Source organism: Pantoea sp. CTOTU46764, assembly GCF_031974595.1.
Taxonomy (GTDB): Bacteria; Pseudomonadota; Gammaproteobacteria; order Enterobacterales; family Enterobacteriaceae; genus Pantoea; species Pantoea trifolii.
The window spans coordinates 82,457-97,678 of the sequence record NZ_DALYOQ010000005.1 but is presented as its reverse complement, the minus strand read 5'-3'; the positions used below and the strand labels follow the sequence as shown (position 1 = coordinate 97,678).

Annotated in this window: 13 protein-coding genes; 3 read left to right on the top strand and 10 right to left on the bottom strand. The window is 55.9% G+C overall.

Annotation, left to right across the window (positions count from 1 at the left end):
* Positions 1–489 precede the first annotated feature (489 nt).
* On the bottom strand, positions 490–4,380 hold the full coding sequence (gene purL, locus RTM06_RS03630) for a phosphoribosylformylglycinamidine synthase (protein ID WP_312179988.1): 3,891 nt from the start codon (positions 4,378–4,380) through the stop codon (positions 490–492).
* Between the two features lie 270 nt (positions 4,381–4,650).
* On the opposite strand from purL, the gene mltF reads away from it, so the two are divergent.
* On the top strand, positions 4,651–6,108 hold the full coding sequence (gene mltF, locus RTM06_RS03625) for a membrane-bound lytic murein transglycosylase MltF (protein ID WP_312179986.1): 1,458 nt from the start codon (positions 4,651–4,653) through the stop codon (positions 6,106–6,108).
* Here mltF and tadA read toward each other — a convergent pair.
* Both tadA and yfhb read right to left on the bottom strand, forming a co-directional pair.
* Complete coding sequence (gene tadA / locus RTM06_RS03620; RefSeq protein WP_008101500.1) at positions 6,105–6,599, bottom strand: tRNA adenosine(34) deaminase TadA; 495 nt, start codon at positions 6,597–6,599, stop codon at positions 6,105–6,107. The two genes, mltF and tadA, sit on opposite strands and share 4 nt — an antisense overlap.
* A gap of 64 nt (positions 6,600–6,663) precedes the next feature.
* A complete protein-coding gene (gene yfhb / locus RTM06_RS03615; RefSeq protein ID WP_312179983.1) occupies positions 6,664–7,302 on the bottom strand; it encodes a phosphatidylglycerophosphatase C in 639 nt (212 codons plus the stop codon).
* A 167-nt stretch (positions 7,303–7,469) separates the two neighbouring features.
* On the opposite strand from yfhb, the gene RTM06_RS03610 reads away from it, so the two are divergent.
* A complete protein-coding gene (locus RTM06_RS03610) occupies positions 7,470–8,309 on the top strand; it encodes a MurR/RpiR family transcriptional regulator (RefSeq protein ID WP_256697137.1) in 840 nt (279 codons plus the stop codon).
* A 55-nt stretch (positions 8,310–8,364) separates the two neighbouring features.
* The gene (locus RTM06_RS03605; protein ID WP_008101505.1) at positions 8,365–8,613 is read left to right on the top strand and encodes a YfhL family 4Fe-4S dicluster ferredoxin; all 249 of its coding nucleotides are present in this window, start codon (positions 8,365–8,367) and stop codon (positions 8,611–8,613) included.
* On the opposite strand, the gene acpS is transcribed toward RTM06_RS03605, so the two are convergent.
* The 7 genes from acpS to lepA form a co-directional block, all read right to left on the bottom strand.
* Positions 8,610–8,990 carry a holo-ACP synthase gene (acpS, locus tag RTM06_RS03600; RefSeq protein WP_061718003.1) on the bottom strand — a complete coding sequence of 127 codons (381 nt, stop codon included), beginning with the start codon at positions 8,988–8,990 and terminating at the stop codon, positions 8,610–8,612. The two genes, RTM06_RS03605 and acpS, sit on opposite strands and share 4 nt — an antisense overlap.
* The gene (gene pdxJ / locus RTM06_RS03595; RefSeq protein ID WP_312179981.1) at positions 8,990–9,721 is read right to left on the bottom strand and encodes a pyridoxine 5'-phosphate synthase; all 732 of its coding nucleotides are present in this window, start codon (positions 9,719–9,721) and stop codon (positions 8,990–8,992) included. Before pdxJ ends, acpS begins: the two co-directional genes overlap by 1 nt.
* A gap of 70 nt (positions 9,722–9,791) precedes the next feature.
* On the bottom strand, positions 9,792–10,520 hold the full coding sequence (gene recO / locus RTM06_RS03590) for a DNA repair protein RecO (RefSeq protein WP_008101510.1): 729 nt from the start codon (positions 10,518–10,520) through the stop codon (positions 9,792–9,794).
* Between the two features lie 3 nt (positions 10,521–10,523).
* A complete protein-coding gene (gene era, locus RTM06_RS03585) occupies positions 10,524–11,429 on the bottom strand; it encodes a GTPase Era (protein WP_008101512.1) in 906 nt (301 codons plus the stop codon).
* 49 nt (positions 11,430–11,478) lie between these two features.
* Positions 11,479–12,159 (bottom strand): ribonuclease III, encoded by a 681-nt coding sequence (rnc, locus tag RTM06_RS03580; RefSeq protein ID WP_036620136.1) that lies wholly within the window; start codon positions 12,157–12,159, stop codon positions 11,479–11,481.
* Positions 12,160–12,277: 118 nt separating this feature from the next.
* A complete protein-coding gene (gene lepB / locus RTM06_RS03575; protein ID WP_265300116.1) occupies positions 12,278–13,249 on the bottom strand; it encodes a signal peptidase I in 972 nt (323 codons plus the stop codon).
* A 9-nt stretch (positions 13,250–13,258) separates the two neighbouring features.
* Positions 13,259–15,058 (bottom strand): translation elongation factor 4, encoded by a 1,800-nt coding sequence (gene lepA, locus RTM06_RS03570; protein WP_256697141.1) that lies wholly within the window; start codon positions 15,056–15,058, stop codon positions 13,259–13,261.
* Between the last annotated feature and the right edge of the window lie 164 nt (positions 15,059–15,222).

The following is a 15,222-nucleotide window of genomic DNA, read 5'->3' as shown; positions in this document are numbered from 1 at the left end:
AATTAGGTGGAGCCTAACTCAACGTTGCGTCCGATGTTTGATAACGATGCAAAGCAAACGATTATCGGTGAGGTGGACGACAGGCTCCGTTTGGTGCGTCATTCGGTTTTTATGAGCTCAGCCGCTAAAGCGGGGCAATCATAAACGGGTGAATGAGCCACGTAAGGAGTATAGCAAGTATCGTGCCAATAAATAAATAGCGTTTATTATCAGAGGAATGCCAGACAAAAAGCGGGTTCCGGGCGAAAAGCGGACCGGACGGTCAGTGAAAAGTGTCGCTAATTAGCAACGGGTTTAGTGCGCCAATTTACTCGCCATGTAAATCAATAAGTTAAGTGTCACCTTTTGGCGACAACATAAAGGCGGGATTGTCGTTGTTTTCCGACAGTCTCAGAATCATGCGGATTTCAGCAAGGTCGCCATGAATGGCGACCCTACAAAACGCGCAGTTCAATAAAAAAGGCCGCTGTTTAGCGGCCTTTTTTTTGCTTATCCCAACTGCTTGCGCGCGTTGCGGAAGATACGCATCCACGGGCTGTCTTCGCCCCACTCCGCCGGATGCCAGGAGTTGCTCACGGTACGGAACACACGCTCTGGGTGCGGCATCATGATGGTCACGCGACCGCTTTCGTTGGTTACCGCAGTGATGCCGTTTGGTGAGCCGTTCGGGTTAGCCGGATAGCTTTCTGTCACTTTACCGAAGTTATCGACGAAGCGCAGCGCCACTAAACCTTTGCTCTCCAACTGTGCCAGATGCGCGCCGTCACGCACTTCAACAAAACCTTCACCGTGCGATACCGCGATTGGCATATGCGATCCGACCATGCCATCCAGCAGCAGCGATGGACTCGCCGCCACTTCAACTAGGCTGAAACGCGCTTCAAAACGCTCGGACTGGTTGCGCACAAAGCGTGGCCACAGCTCGCTTCCTGGAATCAGTTCACGCAGGTTCGAGATCATCTGGCAACCGTTACACACGCCAAGTGCCAGCGTTTGTGGGCGATGGAAGAAGTTCTCGAACTCATCACGCACGCGGCCATTGAACAGAATAGATTTCGCCCAGCCTTCGCCCGCGCCCAGCACATCACCGTATGAGAAGCCGCCGCAGGCGACCAGCGCCTGGAACTCTTCCAGACCGCGACGACCAGCCAGCAGATCGCTCATGTGCACATCAACCGCAGTAAAGCCTGCACGATGGAAGGCGGCAGCCATTTCCACGTGTGAGTTAACGCCCTGCTCACGCAGCACTGCCACACGCGGACGTGTGCCCGTCGCAATCATCGGTGCCGCAACATCTTCTTCTGGCTTGAAGGTCAGATGAACGTTCAGACCTGGGTCGTTATCGTCTTTCTTCGCTTCATGCTCCTGATCGGCGCAGGCTGGGTTGTCACGCAGACGCTGCATCTGCCAGGTGGTTTCTGCCCACCAGGTACGCAGCGTGGTACGGCTTTCGCTGTACACCGCGCTGTCGCCAGAACGGATTACGAAGCGATCGCCCGGCAACGCTTTGCCAATCACATGCAGGTTAGCGCTCAGGCCATGCTCAGCAAACACCTTCTCGACTGCTGCACGATCCGCTGCATTGATCTGCAACACTGCGCCCAGCTCTTCGGTGAACAAGGCGGCTAACGCATCGCTGCCCAGCGCGGCGATATCGGCTTCGATACCGCAGTGACCGGTGAAGGCCATCTCCGCCAGCGTGACCAACAGGCCGCCGTCAGAACGGTCGTGGTAAGCCAGCAGTTTCTGCTCAGCCACCAGCGCCTGAATGGCGTTGAAGAAGCCCGCCAGCTGCGTGGCGTCGCGCACGTCGGCAGGCTTGTCGCCCAGCTGACGATAAACCTGCGACAGCGCGGTCGCGCCAAGCGTGTTCGCGCCGTTGCCGAGATCCACCAGCAACAGCAGGTTGTCTTGATCCGCTTGCAGCTGTGGCGTCACGGTGCGACGCACATCTTCAACGCGCGCAAAGGCGGTGATTACCAGCGACAGCGGCGAGGTCATTTCGCGCTGTTCGTTGCCATTCTGCCAGCGGGTTTTCATCGACATCGAGTCTTTGCCTACCGGAATGGTGATACCCAGCGCCGGACACAGCTCTTCGCCGACCGCTTTCACCGCAGCGTACAAGCCGGCGTCTTCGCCCGGGTGACCAGCAGCGGCCATCCAGTTTGCGGACAGCTTAACGCGTTGCAGCGAACCAATTGAGGTTGCTGCGATGTTGGTCAGCGCTTCACCGACGGCCAGACGACCTGAAGCGGCGAAGTCGAGCAACGCCACTGGCGCGCGCTCGCCGAGGGAGAAGGCTTCACCGTGATAGCTATCGAGGCTGGCGGTGGTGACGGCGCAGTTCGCAACCGGAATCTGCCACGGCCCCACCATCTGATCGCGCGCGACCATGCCGGTTACGCTACGGTCACCGATGGTGATCAGGAAGGTTTTTTCTGCCACGGTCGGCAAGTGCAGCACGCGATTTACCGCATCCGCCACGCTAATGCCGTCACGCTGCAGCGCATCACCTTTAGCCTGCTGGCTCGCAACATCACGCGTCATCTTCGGCGTTTTGCCCAGCAGCACGTCGAGCGGCATGTCGATTGGCTTGTTGTCGAAATGGCTGTCGGCGAGGTTCAGATGCAGCTCTTCGGTGGCTTCACCGATAACGGCATAAGGCGCGCGTTCACGCTTACACAGCTCGTCAAACAGCGCCAGTTGTGCAGGGGCAACCGCCAGCACATAACGTTCCTGCGACTCGTTACACCACACTTCCAGCGGGCTCATGCCTGGCTCATCGCTGAGGATGTCGCGCAGGTTGAAGTTACCGCCACGATTACCGTCGCTCACCAGTTCAGGCATGGCGTTCGACAGACCGCCCGCGCCGACGTCATGGATAAACAGAATCGGGTTGGCTTCGCCCAGCTGCCAGCAGCGGTCGATCACTTCCTGGCAACGACGTTCCATTTCTGGGTTGTCGCGCTGTACTGACGCAAAGTCGAGATCGGCATCCGATTGGCCAGATGCCATCGAAGATGCCGCGCCGCCGCCCAAACCGATGTTCATCGCCGGTCCACCCAGCACGATCAGTTTGGCGCCCACCACGATTTCGCCTTTCTGCACGTGATCGGCACGGATGTTACCGATGCCGCCCGCCAGCATGATTGGCTTGTGGTAGCCGCGCAGCTCAACGCCATTGTGGCTGTTGACGCGCTCTTCATAGGTACGGAAGTAGCCGTTCAGGGCAGGACGACCAAATTCGTTATTGAACGCCGCGCCGCCCAATGGGCCTTCGGTCATGATATCCAGCGCGGTGACAATGCGATCCGGCTTACCGAAATCCTCTTCCCACGGCTGTTCAAAGCCTGGAATACGCAGGTTCGATACCGAGAAACCGACCAGACCGGCTTTTGGCTTCGCGCCACGTCCGGTTGCGCCTTCGTCACGAATCTCGCCACCAGAACCGGTCGCGGCACCCGGCCACGGTGAAATGGCGGTTGGGTGGTTATGAGTTTCGACCTTCATCAGGATATGCGCATCTTCCTGATGGAATTCGTATTCGCCCTTCTGCGCATCGGCGTAGAAGCGGCCAACTTCAGAACCTTCCATTACTGCAGCGTTGTCTTTATAAGCAGACAGCACGTGCTCTGGATTATGTTCAAAGGTGTTTTTGATCATTTTAAACAGCGACTTCGGCTGTTTTTCGCCGTCGATAATCCAGTCGGCGTTGAAGATCTTGTGACGACAGTGCTCGGAGTTTGCCTGCGCAAACATGTAGAGCTCGATGTCGTTCGGATTGCGGCCCAGCTTAGTAAAGGCATCAAGCAGGTAATCGATCTCATCATCGGCCAGCGCCAGGCCCAGCGTGGTGTTGGCTTGCTCCAGCGCGCTGCGACCGGCGCCCAGCACGTCAACGCTCTTCAGCGGCTGCGGCTGATGATGAGCAAACAGCTGCTGCGCATCGTTGAGGTCAGCGAACACCGTTTCCATCATGCGGTCATGCAGCAGGCTCGCCAGCTGCTGCCATTGTGCTTCCGTCAGCTCAGGCGCCTGCACATAGAAGGCCATACCGCGCTCGAGACGCAATACTTGTGGCAAATCGCAGTTGTGAGCGATGTCAGTGGCTTTCGATGACCATGGAGAGATGGTGCCGGGACGCGGCGTTACCAGCAACAGACGCCCTTGTGGCGCGTGTTCGGCGAGAGAAGGACCGTATTTCAGCAGGCGTTGCAGGCGGGCTTGCTCATCCGCGCTGAGCGGTGCACTAACATCGGCAAAATGGACGTACTCGGCGTAAATATCACTCACCGGAAGGTGAGCGTCCTGAAAGCGGGTCAGCAGTTTGTTTACACGAAATGCCGACAGAGCGGGCGAACCACGCAGAATTTCCATCATTAAAGATCTCTCGTCTTTGAAGTGCCGGGCGACGCTTCATTGGGCGCAACAGGGGAAAACGGGCGGTATTATAGAGAAACAGCACGGGTTACGAAACCGTTTGCGCATAAATTCTGGCACCTGGCGTTTGGCTGAATTTTGCACAATTCTTGCTATAAAAGTTGCCCTGCCCCTTTTTGTTGCGCAAAATGCCCCTCGCTCTGGGAGTTAAAACAACATAAATACTGCCTTTAAAAGACAGAGGCCTGTGAGCCATTACGAGACAACTATTTGAAACGCCTAAAAATAAACTATCTGTTTATCGGTCTGATCACCGTGCTGCTTGCGCTAGCATTGTGGCCTTCCATCCCGTGGTACGGGGGCGGAACAGACGCGCTATCACAGATCAAATCACGCGGAGTGCTGCGCATCAGTACCGTTAACTCTCCGCTGACTTACTACACCATTAACAATGCACCAGCCGGTATGGACTACGAGCTGGCGAAGCGCTTCGCCGATTACCTGGGCGTGAAACTGGAAGTTGAGGTGCGTCCTAACCTCGGCGATCTGTTTGACGACCTCGATGACGGAAAAGCGGATTTGCTGGCTGCCGGCTTGATCTACAACAGCGAGCGCCTCGCACACTACCAAAGTGGCCCGAGCTACTATTCGGTGTCGCAGCAGCTGGTGTACCGCATTGATAAGCCCCGGCCGAAGAATCTGGGCGATCTCAAAGGCCGCCTGATTGTGCAGTCCGGTTCGGCATATCTGTCAACTTTACGTTCCGCCAAAGCTGACAGCTATCCCGATCTCGACTGGGCTATCTCCACCGATCAGGGCCAGAAAGCGCTGCTTGAAGCGGTTGCCGACGGCAAACTCGATTATACGGTGGGCGATTCGGTCACCATCGGCCTGCTACAGCGCATTCATCCGCAGCTGGCGGTGGCGTTTGATGTGACCGATGAAGAGCCGGTAACCTGGTACTTGCCGCGTAACGATGACGACAGTCTGAGCGCTGCGATGCTCGACTTCTACAGCCAGATGGGCGAGGAAGGCACCATGGCGCGGCTGGAAGAGAAGTATCTCGGCCACGTTGGCACCTTTGACTACGTTGATACCCGCACCTTCCTGCGCGCCATTGATCACACGCTGCCGGATATCAAACCGCTGTTTGAGAAATATTCTGCCAGCATGGATTGGCGTTTACTGGCGGCGATCTCTTATCAGGAATCGCACTGGAATCCGCAGGCTACGTCGCCAACCGGCGTGCGCGGCATGATGATGTTGACGCGCAATACCGCCGATAGCCTCGACGTTGACGATCGCCTCGATCCCGAACAGAGCATTCGCGGCGGCAGCGAATATCTCAAGCGCATGATGGAGAAAGTGCCGGAGACCATTCCGGAAGAGGAACGTATCTGGTTCGCGCTGGCGGCATATAACATGGGCTACGCGCACATGCTGGACGTGCGCAAGCTGACGGCAAAACAGGGCGGCAATCCGGACAGCTGGGCCGATGTGAAGCTGCGTCTGCCAATGCTCAGCCAGAAGCGCTACTACACGCAAACCACTTACGGCTATGCGCGCGGCCACGAAGCCTATAACTACGTTGAGAACATCCGTAAGTATCAGATCAGTTTGGTGGGATATTTGCAGGAGCAGGAGAAGCGTTTAGCGCAGCAGTCTGCGCTGGAAGCGGAATTAGGCGCCGGTTACCCGGCGGTCGAACCGAAAATTGCGATGAATTAACCGGTGCGCTGCGCCTGACGCAGCGCCTTCTTCTGCTCGCGACGCATGCGGAAGAAGTCACTCAGCATCCCGGCACACTCTTCCGCCAGCACGCCGCAATCAATCTGAATTTGATGATTCATGCCGGGATGACCAATCACATCCAGCAGTGAACCGGCCGCGCCGGTTTTCTCATCTTTCGCGCCATACACCAGCCGCGTGATGCGGCTGTGCACCATCGCACCGGCGCACATCACGCAGGGTTCCAGCGTGACGTACAGCGTGGTATCCAGCAGACGATAGTTTTCCAGTACTTTGCCGCCCTGGCGCAGCGCCATGATCTCGGCATGTGCGGTAGGATCGTGCTGACCAATCGGCCGATTCCAGCCTTCGCCAATCACTTTGTCGCCCTGCACCAGCACCGCACCAACCGGCACTTCGCCCTGCTCCCACGCGCGCTTCGCCAGTTCCAGCGCATAACGCATCCAATATTCATCAGTTTGTGGGTTCACCGGGCAACTCCTGCGGACATTTAAGGCGGCGCATTATAGCGATGCTGCTGCCGGAATCGAAGCGTTATTCCAGCTGTTGCAGCTCACCGCTTGGCGTGACGCGCCAGCGGTGCTGACAGAAGAACAGCAGCGGGTTGTCCTGTTTGCTGTCGCTGTAGCCGCTATACAGTTGCAGCGGCGTGCCGATTTTCTCCTCCAGCTGCGCCACCTTTTCATGGCCGAGACAGCGCATTGACAGCAAACGTCCGCCACGGCCCGGTTTCATCTGGCTAGCGATCAGCTGCACGCGCGGTAAGAAGGCCGAGTCGAAATAGACTTGCTCCACCAGCGACTGCGGCGAACCGGTAATCAGCCAGACATCGGCATCATTACTGCTGAGATAGTCGGTAAGCCGCTGCTGCACCACCGGAAACGCGGTAACACGCTGGCGGAACCACTCGGCGAATTCCGCCTCACGCTGGCGCAGACGTTTTTCGCTGTGGCCGAAGGTGATCGCCCACAGTAACAAACTCATCGGCCAGCGTGCGGCACGGCCTTTGAACAGCATGCCGAGACCGATCACCGGCAACAGCGGCACCACCAGCAGCAGATTGATCGGCTGACGTCGCAGCAGATAGCGCATAAAGGTGCCAAACATGTCTTGCTGATGTAGCGTGCCATCGAGATCGAAAAACACCACGCGTCGTTGTGTACCCTTTGTCAAACAGCACTCCTTCTCTATCCTTCGCGGTTTCTGCACTACAGTGTAGCCAGCTTCGGCGTTCGAGGCGAAAGCTGCTATTTTTAATTCCAATGACTACAATGCCATTTGAATAGTTTATTCTTCGCGTTTACGCGCTGTTTGCGGATAAAGGAATTAAGGATCGAACCATGAGTTCATTGCTGCGCATTCGTCAGCTCTACCCGCGACTGGCGCTAAATGAGCGTCGGCTGGCGGATTTTTTGCTGTCGCAGCCGGATCGTGCACGGCATCTCAGTTCACAAAAACTTGCCGAGGAATCGGGCGTTAGCCAATCCAGCGTGGTGAAGTTCGCCCAGAAGCTCGGCTATAAAGGCTTTCCGGCGCTAAAGCTGGCGCTGAGCGAGTCGATGGCCGATCGCGATGCGATTACCGTGCATAACCATATTCTCAGCGACGATCCGCTGAAAGTGGTTGGCGAAAAGTTGCTGACCGAGAAGATCTCGGCGATCCGCGCCACGCTGGATATCAACAGCGAAGAGAAGCTGCTGCTAACCTTACAGCTGCTGAAAAACGCTAATCGTATTTTGCTAGTCGGCATCGGTGCATCCGGTTTAGTGGCGAAAGATTTTTCGTGGAAGCTGATGAAGATCGGCATCAATGCGGTGGCGGAACAGGATATGCACGCCTTGCTCGCCAGCGTGCAAGCAATGGCGCCAGGCGATGTGCTGCTGGCGATTTCCTATACGGGCGAACGCCGCGAAATCAATCTGGCGGCGCAGGAAGCGGCGCAAGTTGGTGCCGATGTGCTGGCCTTTACCGGTTTTACGCCGAATGCCCTGCAGCAATGCGCCACGGTTTGCCTCTACACCGTGGCGGAAGAGCAAAGCACGCGTAGCGCGGCGATCTCGTCGACCAGCGCGCAGCTGGCGCTGACCGATTTGCTGTTTATGGCGCTGGTACAAAACGATCCCGAACGCGCCTCCAGCCACATTCGCCACAGCGAAGAGTTGGTGAAAAAGCTGGTCTGATGAGATCAGGCGCGTATAATACCCGCGCCTTTTCTGCTGTTATTGGACTTCCGCTATGGCCCTGCTCATCACCACTAAATGCATCAATTGCGATATGTGCGAACCTGAATGCCCAAACCAGGCAATCAGCTTAGGCGATGCGATCTATGAGATTGATGTCGACCGCTGCACCGAGTGCGTGGGCCATTATGATGTGCCGACCTGCCAAAGCGTCTGCCCGATTGATAACACCATTATTCTCGATCCACAGCACCCGGAAAGCCGCGAGGCGCTGTGGGAGAAGTTCGTGGTGTTGCACCCTTAGTTCTCGATAATCACCGTTGCGCAGGCGTAATGGCGTTCATCCGCTAACGTCACATGCACGTGCTTCACGCCGAGCTGGCTGGCAATCACTTTGGCCTGCTCAAAGAAACGTAATCCCGGCTTGCCCAGCGCATCGTTGTAGACTTCGAACTGATTGAACGCCAGCCCACCGCGAATGCCGGTGCCGAAGGCTTTTGCTGCCGCCTCTTTCACCGCAAACCGTTTGGCAAGAAAGCGCACCGGTTGCTGGTGCGCCTGATATTGTTGCCACTCGGCTTCGCTTAATACGCGGCGTGCCAGACGGTCGCCGGAGCGCTCAATGACGCCCGCAATGCGCTCGATCTCTACGATATCGCTACCGAGTCCGAGAATGGCCATTAGCGACGCGCTTCCCGCATCAGCTGCTTCATTTCGCTGACCGCATCTGCCAGACCGCTGAACAGCGCACGACCAATAATCGCATGGCCGATATTCAGCTCGTGCATTTCCGGCAGTTCAGCAATCGGCTGCACGTTGTGGTAGGTCAAACCGTGGCCGGCATTCACTTTCAGGCCAAGGCTGGCGGCGAAAGTCGCGGCTTTACGAATGCGTGACAGCTCTGCCTGGCGCGCGAGACCTTCGGGCGCTTCGGCATAGGCGCCGGTATGAATTTCGATGTAAGGCGCGCCGCTGGCAACCGCTGCTTCAATCTGGCGGTGATCGGCATCAATAAATAACGAAACCAGAATGCCGGCATCGCTCAACAGGCGCACCGCAGCATTGATTTTATCCTGCTGGCCCGCCACATCCAGCCCGCCTTCGGTCGTCACTTCCTGACGTTTTTCCGGCACCAGACAAACAAATTGCGGCTTGATTTCGCAGGCAATGTCGATCATCTCGTCAGTGACCGCCATCTCCAGATTCATGCGCGTCTGGATGGTGTCACGCAGAATGCGCACATCGCGATCGGTGATGTGGCGGCGATCTTCACGCAGATGCACGGTAATGCCGTCGGCGCCGGCCTGCTCAGCTACAAACGCGGCCTGCACCGGATCGGGATAGTTTGTGCCACGTGCATTACGTACGGTGGCAATGTGGTCAATGTTGACGCCTAACAGCAACTCAGCCATGACAATCCTTAAATGTGTTCAGTGTGTTTGCAGTGTACCGCGCTAAATATATAAGGCGGTACGACCAGCGCTAGTCGTTTGCCACATCGGGTTTCTTTTTTGGCACAAACTGGCGAAACAGTTCCTGACTCTTCAGCGGCTTACCGCCAAGATAGGGCTTCAGCGCCATACGCGTAAAGCGTTTGGCGGCGCGCAATGTATCGGCATCGGGGAATTCGCGTTCCCACAACGCACGCAGCTGGCGGCCGGTAAAGCTGCGCTGATTGACCACCAAACTGGCGATAAAGCCCTTCTCCTCGCGGTAGCTGTAGGTCATGCCGTCAGCCACCTCTTCCCCACTGCCAGCGCAATGCAGAAAATCCACGCCGTAGCCGAGATGCCCAAGCAGCGCCAGCTCAAAGCGACGTAGTGCCGGTTCAGGCGAGCCGTTGCCTGCCGCCAGCGTTTGGATGCAATTCAGGTAATCGAAGAACATGTCAGAGAAGGGAATTTGCTGCTCCAGCACGCGCGATAGCAGCTCGTTGACGTAGAGTCCGCAATAGAGCGTGATGCCGCTGAGCGGCAATGCCAGCGAAACGGCTTCGGCATTGCGCAGCGTTTTGACGTCACCGCGTCCGCCCCAGCGCACCAGCAGTGGCGTAAAGGGTTGCAGTGCACCTTTCAATTGAGAGCGGCGCGAGCGGGCGCCTTTGGCAAGGACGCGGACGCGCCCTTCACTTTCGCTGAAGAGATCTAGGAGCAGGCTGGTTTCGCTGTAAGGGCGACTGTGCAGCACAAAGGCGCGTTGCCAGCCTTCCATCAATTAACCTTCGTCAGAGTAACCTAAGCTGCGCAGCGCACGTTCATCGTCCGCCCAGCCAGATTTCACTTTAACCCACAGTTCGAGATGCACTTTCGCTTCAAACATCTCTTCCATGTCTTTACGCGATTCAATGCCGATGGTTTTGATCTTGGCGCCTTTATTGCCGATGACCATCTTCTTCTGGCCTTCGCGCTCAACGAGGATCAAGCCATTGATGTCGTAACCGCCGCGATCGTTAGACACAAACTGCTCAATTTCTACGGTAACGGAGTAAGGTAGCTCAGCACCAAGGAAGCGCATCAATTTTTCACGGATGATCTCAGACGCCATAAAGCGCTGTGAGCGGTCAGTGACATAATCTTCCGGGAAATGGTGCTCAGATTTTGGCAGGCATTTGCGCGCAATTGCTGCAATAGCATCAACGTTTTTGCCGCTTTCCGCAGAGATCGGTACGATTTCGAGGAAGTTCATCTGCTGGCTGAGGAACTGAAGATGCGGCAACAGAATGCTCTTGTCCTGGATGTTGTCGACTTTATTGATCGCCAATACCACAGGAACTTTGTTATCACGCAGCTTGTTGAGCACCATCTCGTCGTCTGGCGTCCAGCGCGTGCCTTCAACTACAAAAATCACCAGCTCAACGTCACCGATGGAGCTACTGGCGGCACGGTTCATCAGGCGGTTGATCGCCCGCTTCTCTTCCATGTGCAGCCCTGGCGTATCCACGTAGATCGCCTGATAAGCGCCTTCGGTGTGGATGCCCATGATGCGGTGACGCGTGGTTTGCGGCTTGCGTGACGTGATCGACACTTTCTGCCCCAGCAACTGGTTTAGCAAAGTGGATTTACCGACGTTTGGTCGGCCTACAATCGCGACAAAGCCGCTATATGTTTCGAGTTCGCTCATTCGAGTCCTGACTTGGGCAGCGTCGCCGTCGACGCTGCGATGTGACTATTTATTCGAGGCCAAGCTTAATTAACGCCTGTTCGGCGGCTGCTTGCTCGGCTTTACGGCGGCTGGAGCCAATGCCCACCACCGGTTCTGCCATGCCACTCACCTGACAGTGAATGGTGAATTCCTGATCGTGGGCTTCGCCACGCACCTGCACCACCAAATACGATGGCAGTGGCAGATGACGTCCCTGCAAATACTCCTGCAGGCGCGTTTTCGGATCTTTTTGTTTATCGCCCGGACTGATCTGTTCCAGTCGCGAGTGATACCAGTCGAGAATTAACTTTTCGACGGTTTGAATGCTGCTGTCGAGGAAAATGCCGCCGATCAAGGCTTCAACGGTATCCGCGAGGATCGATTCGCGACGGAAACCGCCGCTTTTCAGCTCGCCCGGACCGAGGCGTAAACATTCGCCAAGGTCGAACTCGCGCGCCATCTCCGCCAGCGTATTGCCGCGCACCAAGGTGGCACGCATGCGGCTCATGTCGCCTTCGTCCACGCGGGGGAAGCGGTGATAGAGCGCATTGGCGATCACGTAGCTGAGAATAGAATCGCCAAGAAATTCAAGACGTTCATTGTGTTTGCTGCTGGCGCTACGGTGCGTCAGTGCCTGCTGCAATAAATCCGGATGAGTAAAAGTGTAGCCCAGTTTGCGCTGCAGCTTGTTAATGACGATGGGGTTCATGCTATTCCAGTTGTTCTGTGCGTCTATCACTGCATACGAAACAGGGCTGAGGTTCCAACCTGTTCTGTTTGGTGTGCACTGGCCTCCCGAAAGAGAGGCCAACCTTTTTTGAAGCTAATTAGTGAATCCCACCAATGCGGCTAAAGCGCACGCCGGTCGGCCACTGTCCTTCTTGTTTTTCGAAGCTCATCCAGATAGCCACCGCTTTGCCGACCAGATTCTTCTCGGGCACAAAGCCCCAGTAGCGGCTGTCGGCGCTGTTATCGCGGTTATCGCCCATCATGAAATACTGCCCTTGCGGCACAATCCAGGTCGATTGCGGCTGGCCCGGCTGCTGATAATACATGCTTGCCTGACTTTGCGCTTCGTTTACCAGCAAGATATCGTGCGTTACGTTGCCCAATGTCTCTTTACGGGTGCCGAGACGCAGGCCGCCCTTCATGGTTTCGCCCTGCGGCGCCTGGAAGAAGCCGTTGCCGGTTTCATTGCCATCAAAGCCGCTGAAGGTCTGAATGAAGTTGCTTGGCTCAACGTTAGTGTAAGTCACCGGCAGCGCCGTGTCGCAATTGCCGCTGCTGCAACCCGGATTGATGGTCAGGGTCTTGCTGTAAGGATCAAACACCACTTTGTCGCCTGGCAAGCCAATCACGCGCTTGATGTAATCCACGCTTGGGTCTTTCGGGTATTTGAATACCGCGACATCACCGCGCTGCGGATGGCCGGTTGGGATCAGCGTGGTTTGAGTAATCGGATCTTTAATGCCGTAAGCAAACTTCTCCACGAGGATGAAGTCTCCAATCAGCAGCGTTGGCATCATTGAGCCCGATGGAATCTGGAACGGCTCAAAAATAAACGAACGTACGATCAATACCACCGCCAGCACCGGGAACACCGATGCGGTGGTTTCTACCCAACCCGGCTGCGCGGCTACTTTCGCCAGCGTTTTACTGTCGAGTGCGTTGCCAGCCTGCGCTTGCGCAGCAGCCTGCTTCGCACGACGCGCCGGTGCCCATTTAAAGCGATCGATACACCAGATAATGCCAGTGACCAGTGTGGCGATCACTAAAACCAGGGCAAACATGTTAGCCATTAAAAATCCTTATTTGCTGTCTTTACCGACATGCAGAATGGCAAGGAATGCTTCCTGCGGCAGCTCAACGTTGCCGACCTGCTTCATTCGCTTCTTACCATCTTTCTGCTTCTGCAACAGTTTCTTCTTACGGCTCACGTCACCGCCGTAGCATTTCGCCAGGACGTTTTTACGCAGCTGTTTTACCGTTGAGCGAGCGATAATGTGGTTGCCGATTGCCGCCTGAATCGCAATATCAAACTGCTGACGTGGGATCAGATCTTTCATCTTCTCCACCAGATCGCGGCCACGATATTGTGAGTTATCACGGTGAGTAATCAGCGCCAGCGCATCAACACGTTCTGAGTTAATCATCACGTCGACACGCACCATGTCAGAGGTCTGGAAACGTTTGAAGTTATAATCCAGCGAGGCATAACCGCGCGAGGTTGATTTCAGACGGTCGAAGAAGTCGAGAACCACTTCCGCCATCGGAATCTCATACGTCAGCGCAACCTGCTTGCCGTGGTAAACCATGTTGGTCTGCACGCCACGTTTTTCGATACACAGCGTAATGACGTTGCCGAGGAACTCCTGCGGCAGCAGCATGTGACACTCCGCAATCGGCTCACGCAGCTCAGCAATATTGTTCAGCGGTGGCAGCTTCGACGGGCTATCAACGTAGATAGTTTCGCCGTCGGTGGTTTCCACTTCATACACGACGGTTGGCGCGGTGGTGATCAGATCCAGATCGTATTCACGCTCCAGTCGCTCCTGAATGATCTCCATGTGCAGCAGACCGAGGAAGCCGATGCGGAAACCGAAGCCCAGCGCCGTTGAGCTCTCTGGTTCGTAGAACAGTGACGCATCGTTCAGGCTCAATTTGCCCAGCGCATCACGGAACGCTTCATAGTCGTCAGAGCTGATCGGGAACAGACCGGCGTAAACCTGTGGCTTCACTTTCTTGAAGCCTGGCAACACGTTCTCCGCCGGATTGCGCTGCAAGGTCAGAGTATCGCCCACTGGCGCGCCGAGGATGTCTTTAATCGCACACACCAGCCAGCCTACTTCACCGCAGTTCAGTTCATTGCGATCAACACGCTTCGGCGTGAAGATGCCGAGACGGTCAGCGTTGTAGCTTTGACCGGAGCTCATGACTTTAACTTTGTCGCCTTTGCGCAGCGTGCCGTTCTTAATACGAATCAGCGATACCACACCCAGGTAGTTATCGAACCAGGAATCGATGATTAGCGCCTGCAGCGGACCTTCCGGATCACCTTCTGGCGGCGGGATGTCACGCACCAGACGTTCCAGCACGTCGGGCACACCAACGCCGGTTTTCGCCGAGCAACGCACCGCATCGGTCGCGTCAATGCCGACGATATCTTCAATCTCTTCTGCTACACGCTCTGGATCGGCGGCAGGCAGGTCGATTTTGTTCAGTACCGGTACCACTTCCAGATCCATTTCCATTGCGGTGTAGCAGTTTGCCAGCGTCTGCGCTTCAACGCCCTGCCCTGCATCGACCACCAGCAATGCTCCTTCACACGCCGCCAGCGAGCGGGAAACTTCATAGGAGAAGTCAACGTGACCGGGAGTATCGATAAAATTGAGCTGGTAAGTTTCACCGTTCAGCGCTTTGTAATCGAGCGTCACGCTCTGCGCTTTAATGGTAATGCCGCGCTCACGTTCCAGATCCATGGAGTCCAGAACCTGCGCCGCCATCTCACGATCGCTCAGGCCACCACAAATTTGAATCAAACGGTCAGAGAGCGTTGATTTGCCGTGGTCAATGTGAGCGATGATGGAGAAATTTCGTATGTGCTTCATTTATATGAATATCTTCACGTAGAAAATCAGTGGGAAACTTGAGCACGGACACATTCAGGAAAGTGAGCTTTACCCGGAACCCTGTCGGCCTCATTAATGACGACGCATATTACACTGTTAACGCCGCGCGTTAAAGAATGGAACTGTGGGGAATCGCAACAGAT

Excerpts from the sequence above, each read along its gene's own strand:
- purL (WP_312179988.1), bottom strand. The coding sequence starts at position 4,380 with ATGATGGAAATTCTGCGTGGTTCGCCCGCTCTGTCGGCATTTCGTGTA.
- RTM06_RS03610 (WP_256697137.1), top strand. The coding sequence starts at position 7,470 with ATGAGTTCATTGCTGCGCATTCGTCAGCTCTACCCGCGACTGGCGCTA.
- RTM06_RS03605 (WP_008101505.1), top strand. The coding sequence starts at position 8,365 with ATGGCCCTGCTCATCACCACTAAATGCATCAATTGCGATATGTGCGAA.
- acpS (WP_061718003.1), bottom strand. The coding sequence starts at position 8,990 with ATGGCCATTCTCGGACTCGGTAGCGATATCGTAGAGATCGAGCGCATT.
- pdxJ (WP_312179981.1), bottom strand. The coding sequence starts at position 9,721 with ATGGCTGAGTTGCTGTTAGGCGTCAACATTGACCACATTGCCACCGTA.
- recO (WP_008101510.1), bottom strand. The coding sequence starts at position 10,520 with ATGGAAGGCTGGCAACGCGCCTTTGTGCTGCACAGTCGCCCTTACAGC.
- era (WP_008101512.1), bottom strand. The coding sequence starts at position 11,429 with ATGAGCGAACTCGAAACATATAGCGGCTTTGTCGCGATTGTAGGCCGA.
- rnc (WP_036620136.1), bottom strand. The coding sequence starts at position 12,159 with ATGAACCCCATCGTCATTAACAAGCTGCAGCGCAAACTGGGCTACACT.
- lepB (WP_265300116.1), bottom strand. The coding sequence starts at position 13,249 with ATGGCTAACATGTTTGCCCTGGTTTTAGTGATCGCCACACTGGTCACT.
- lepA (WP_256697141.1), bottom strand. The coding sequence starts at position 15,058 with ATGAAGCACATACGAAATTTCTCCATCATCGCTCACATTGACCACGGC.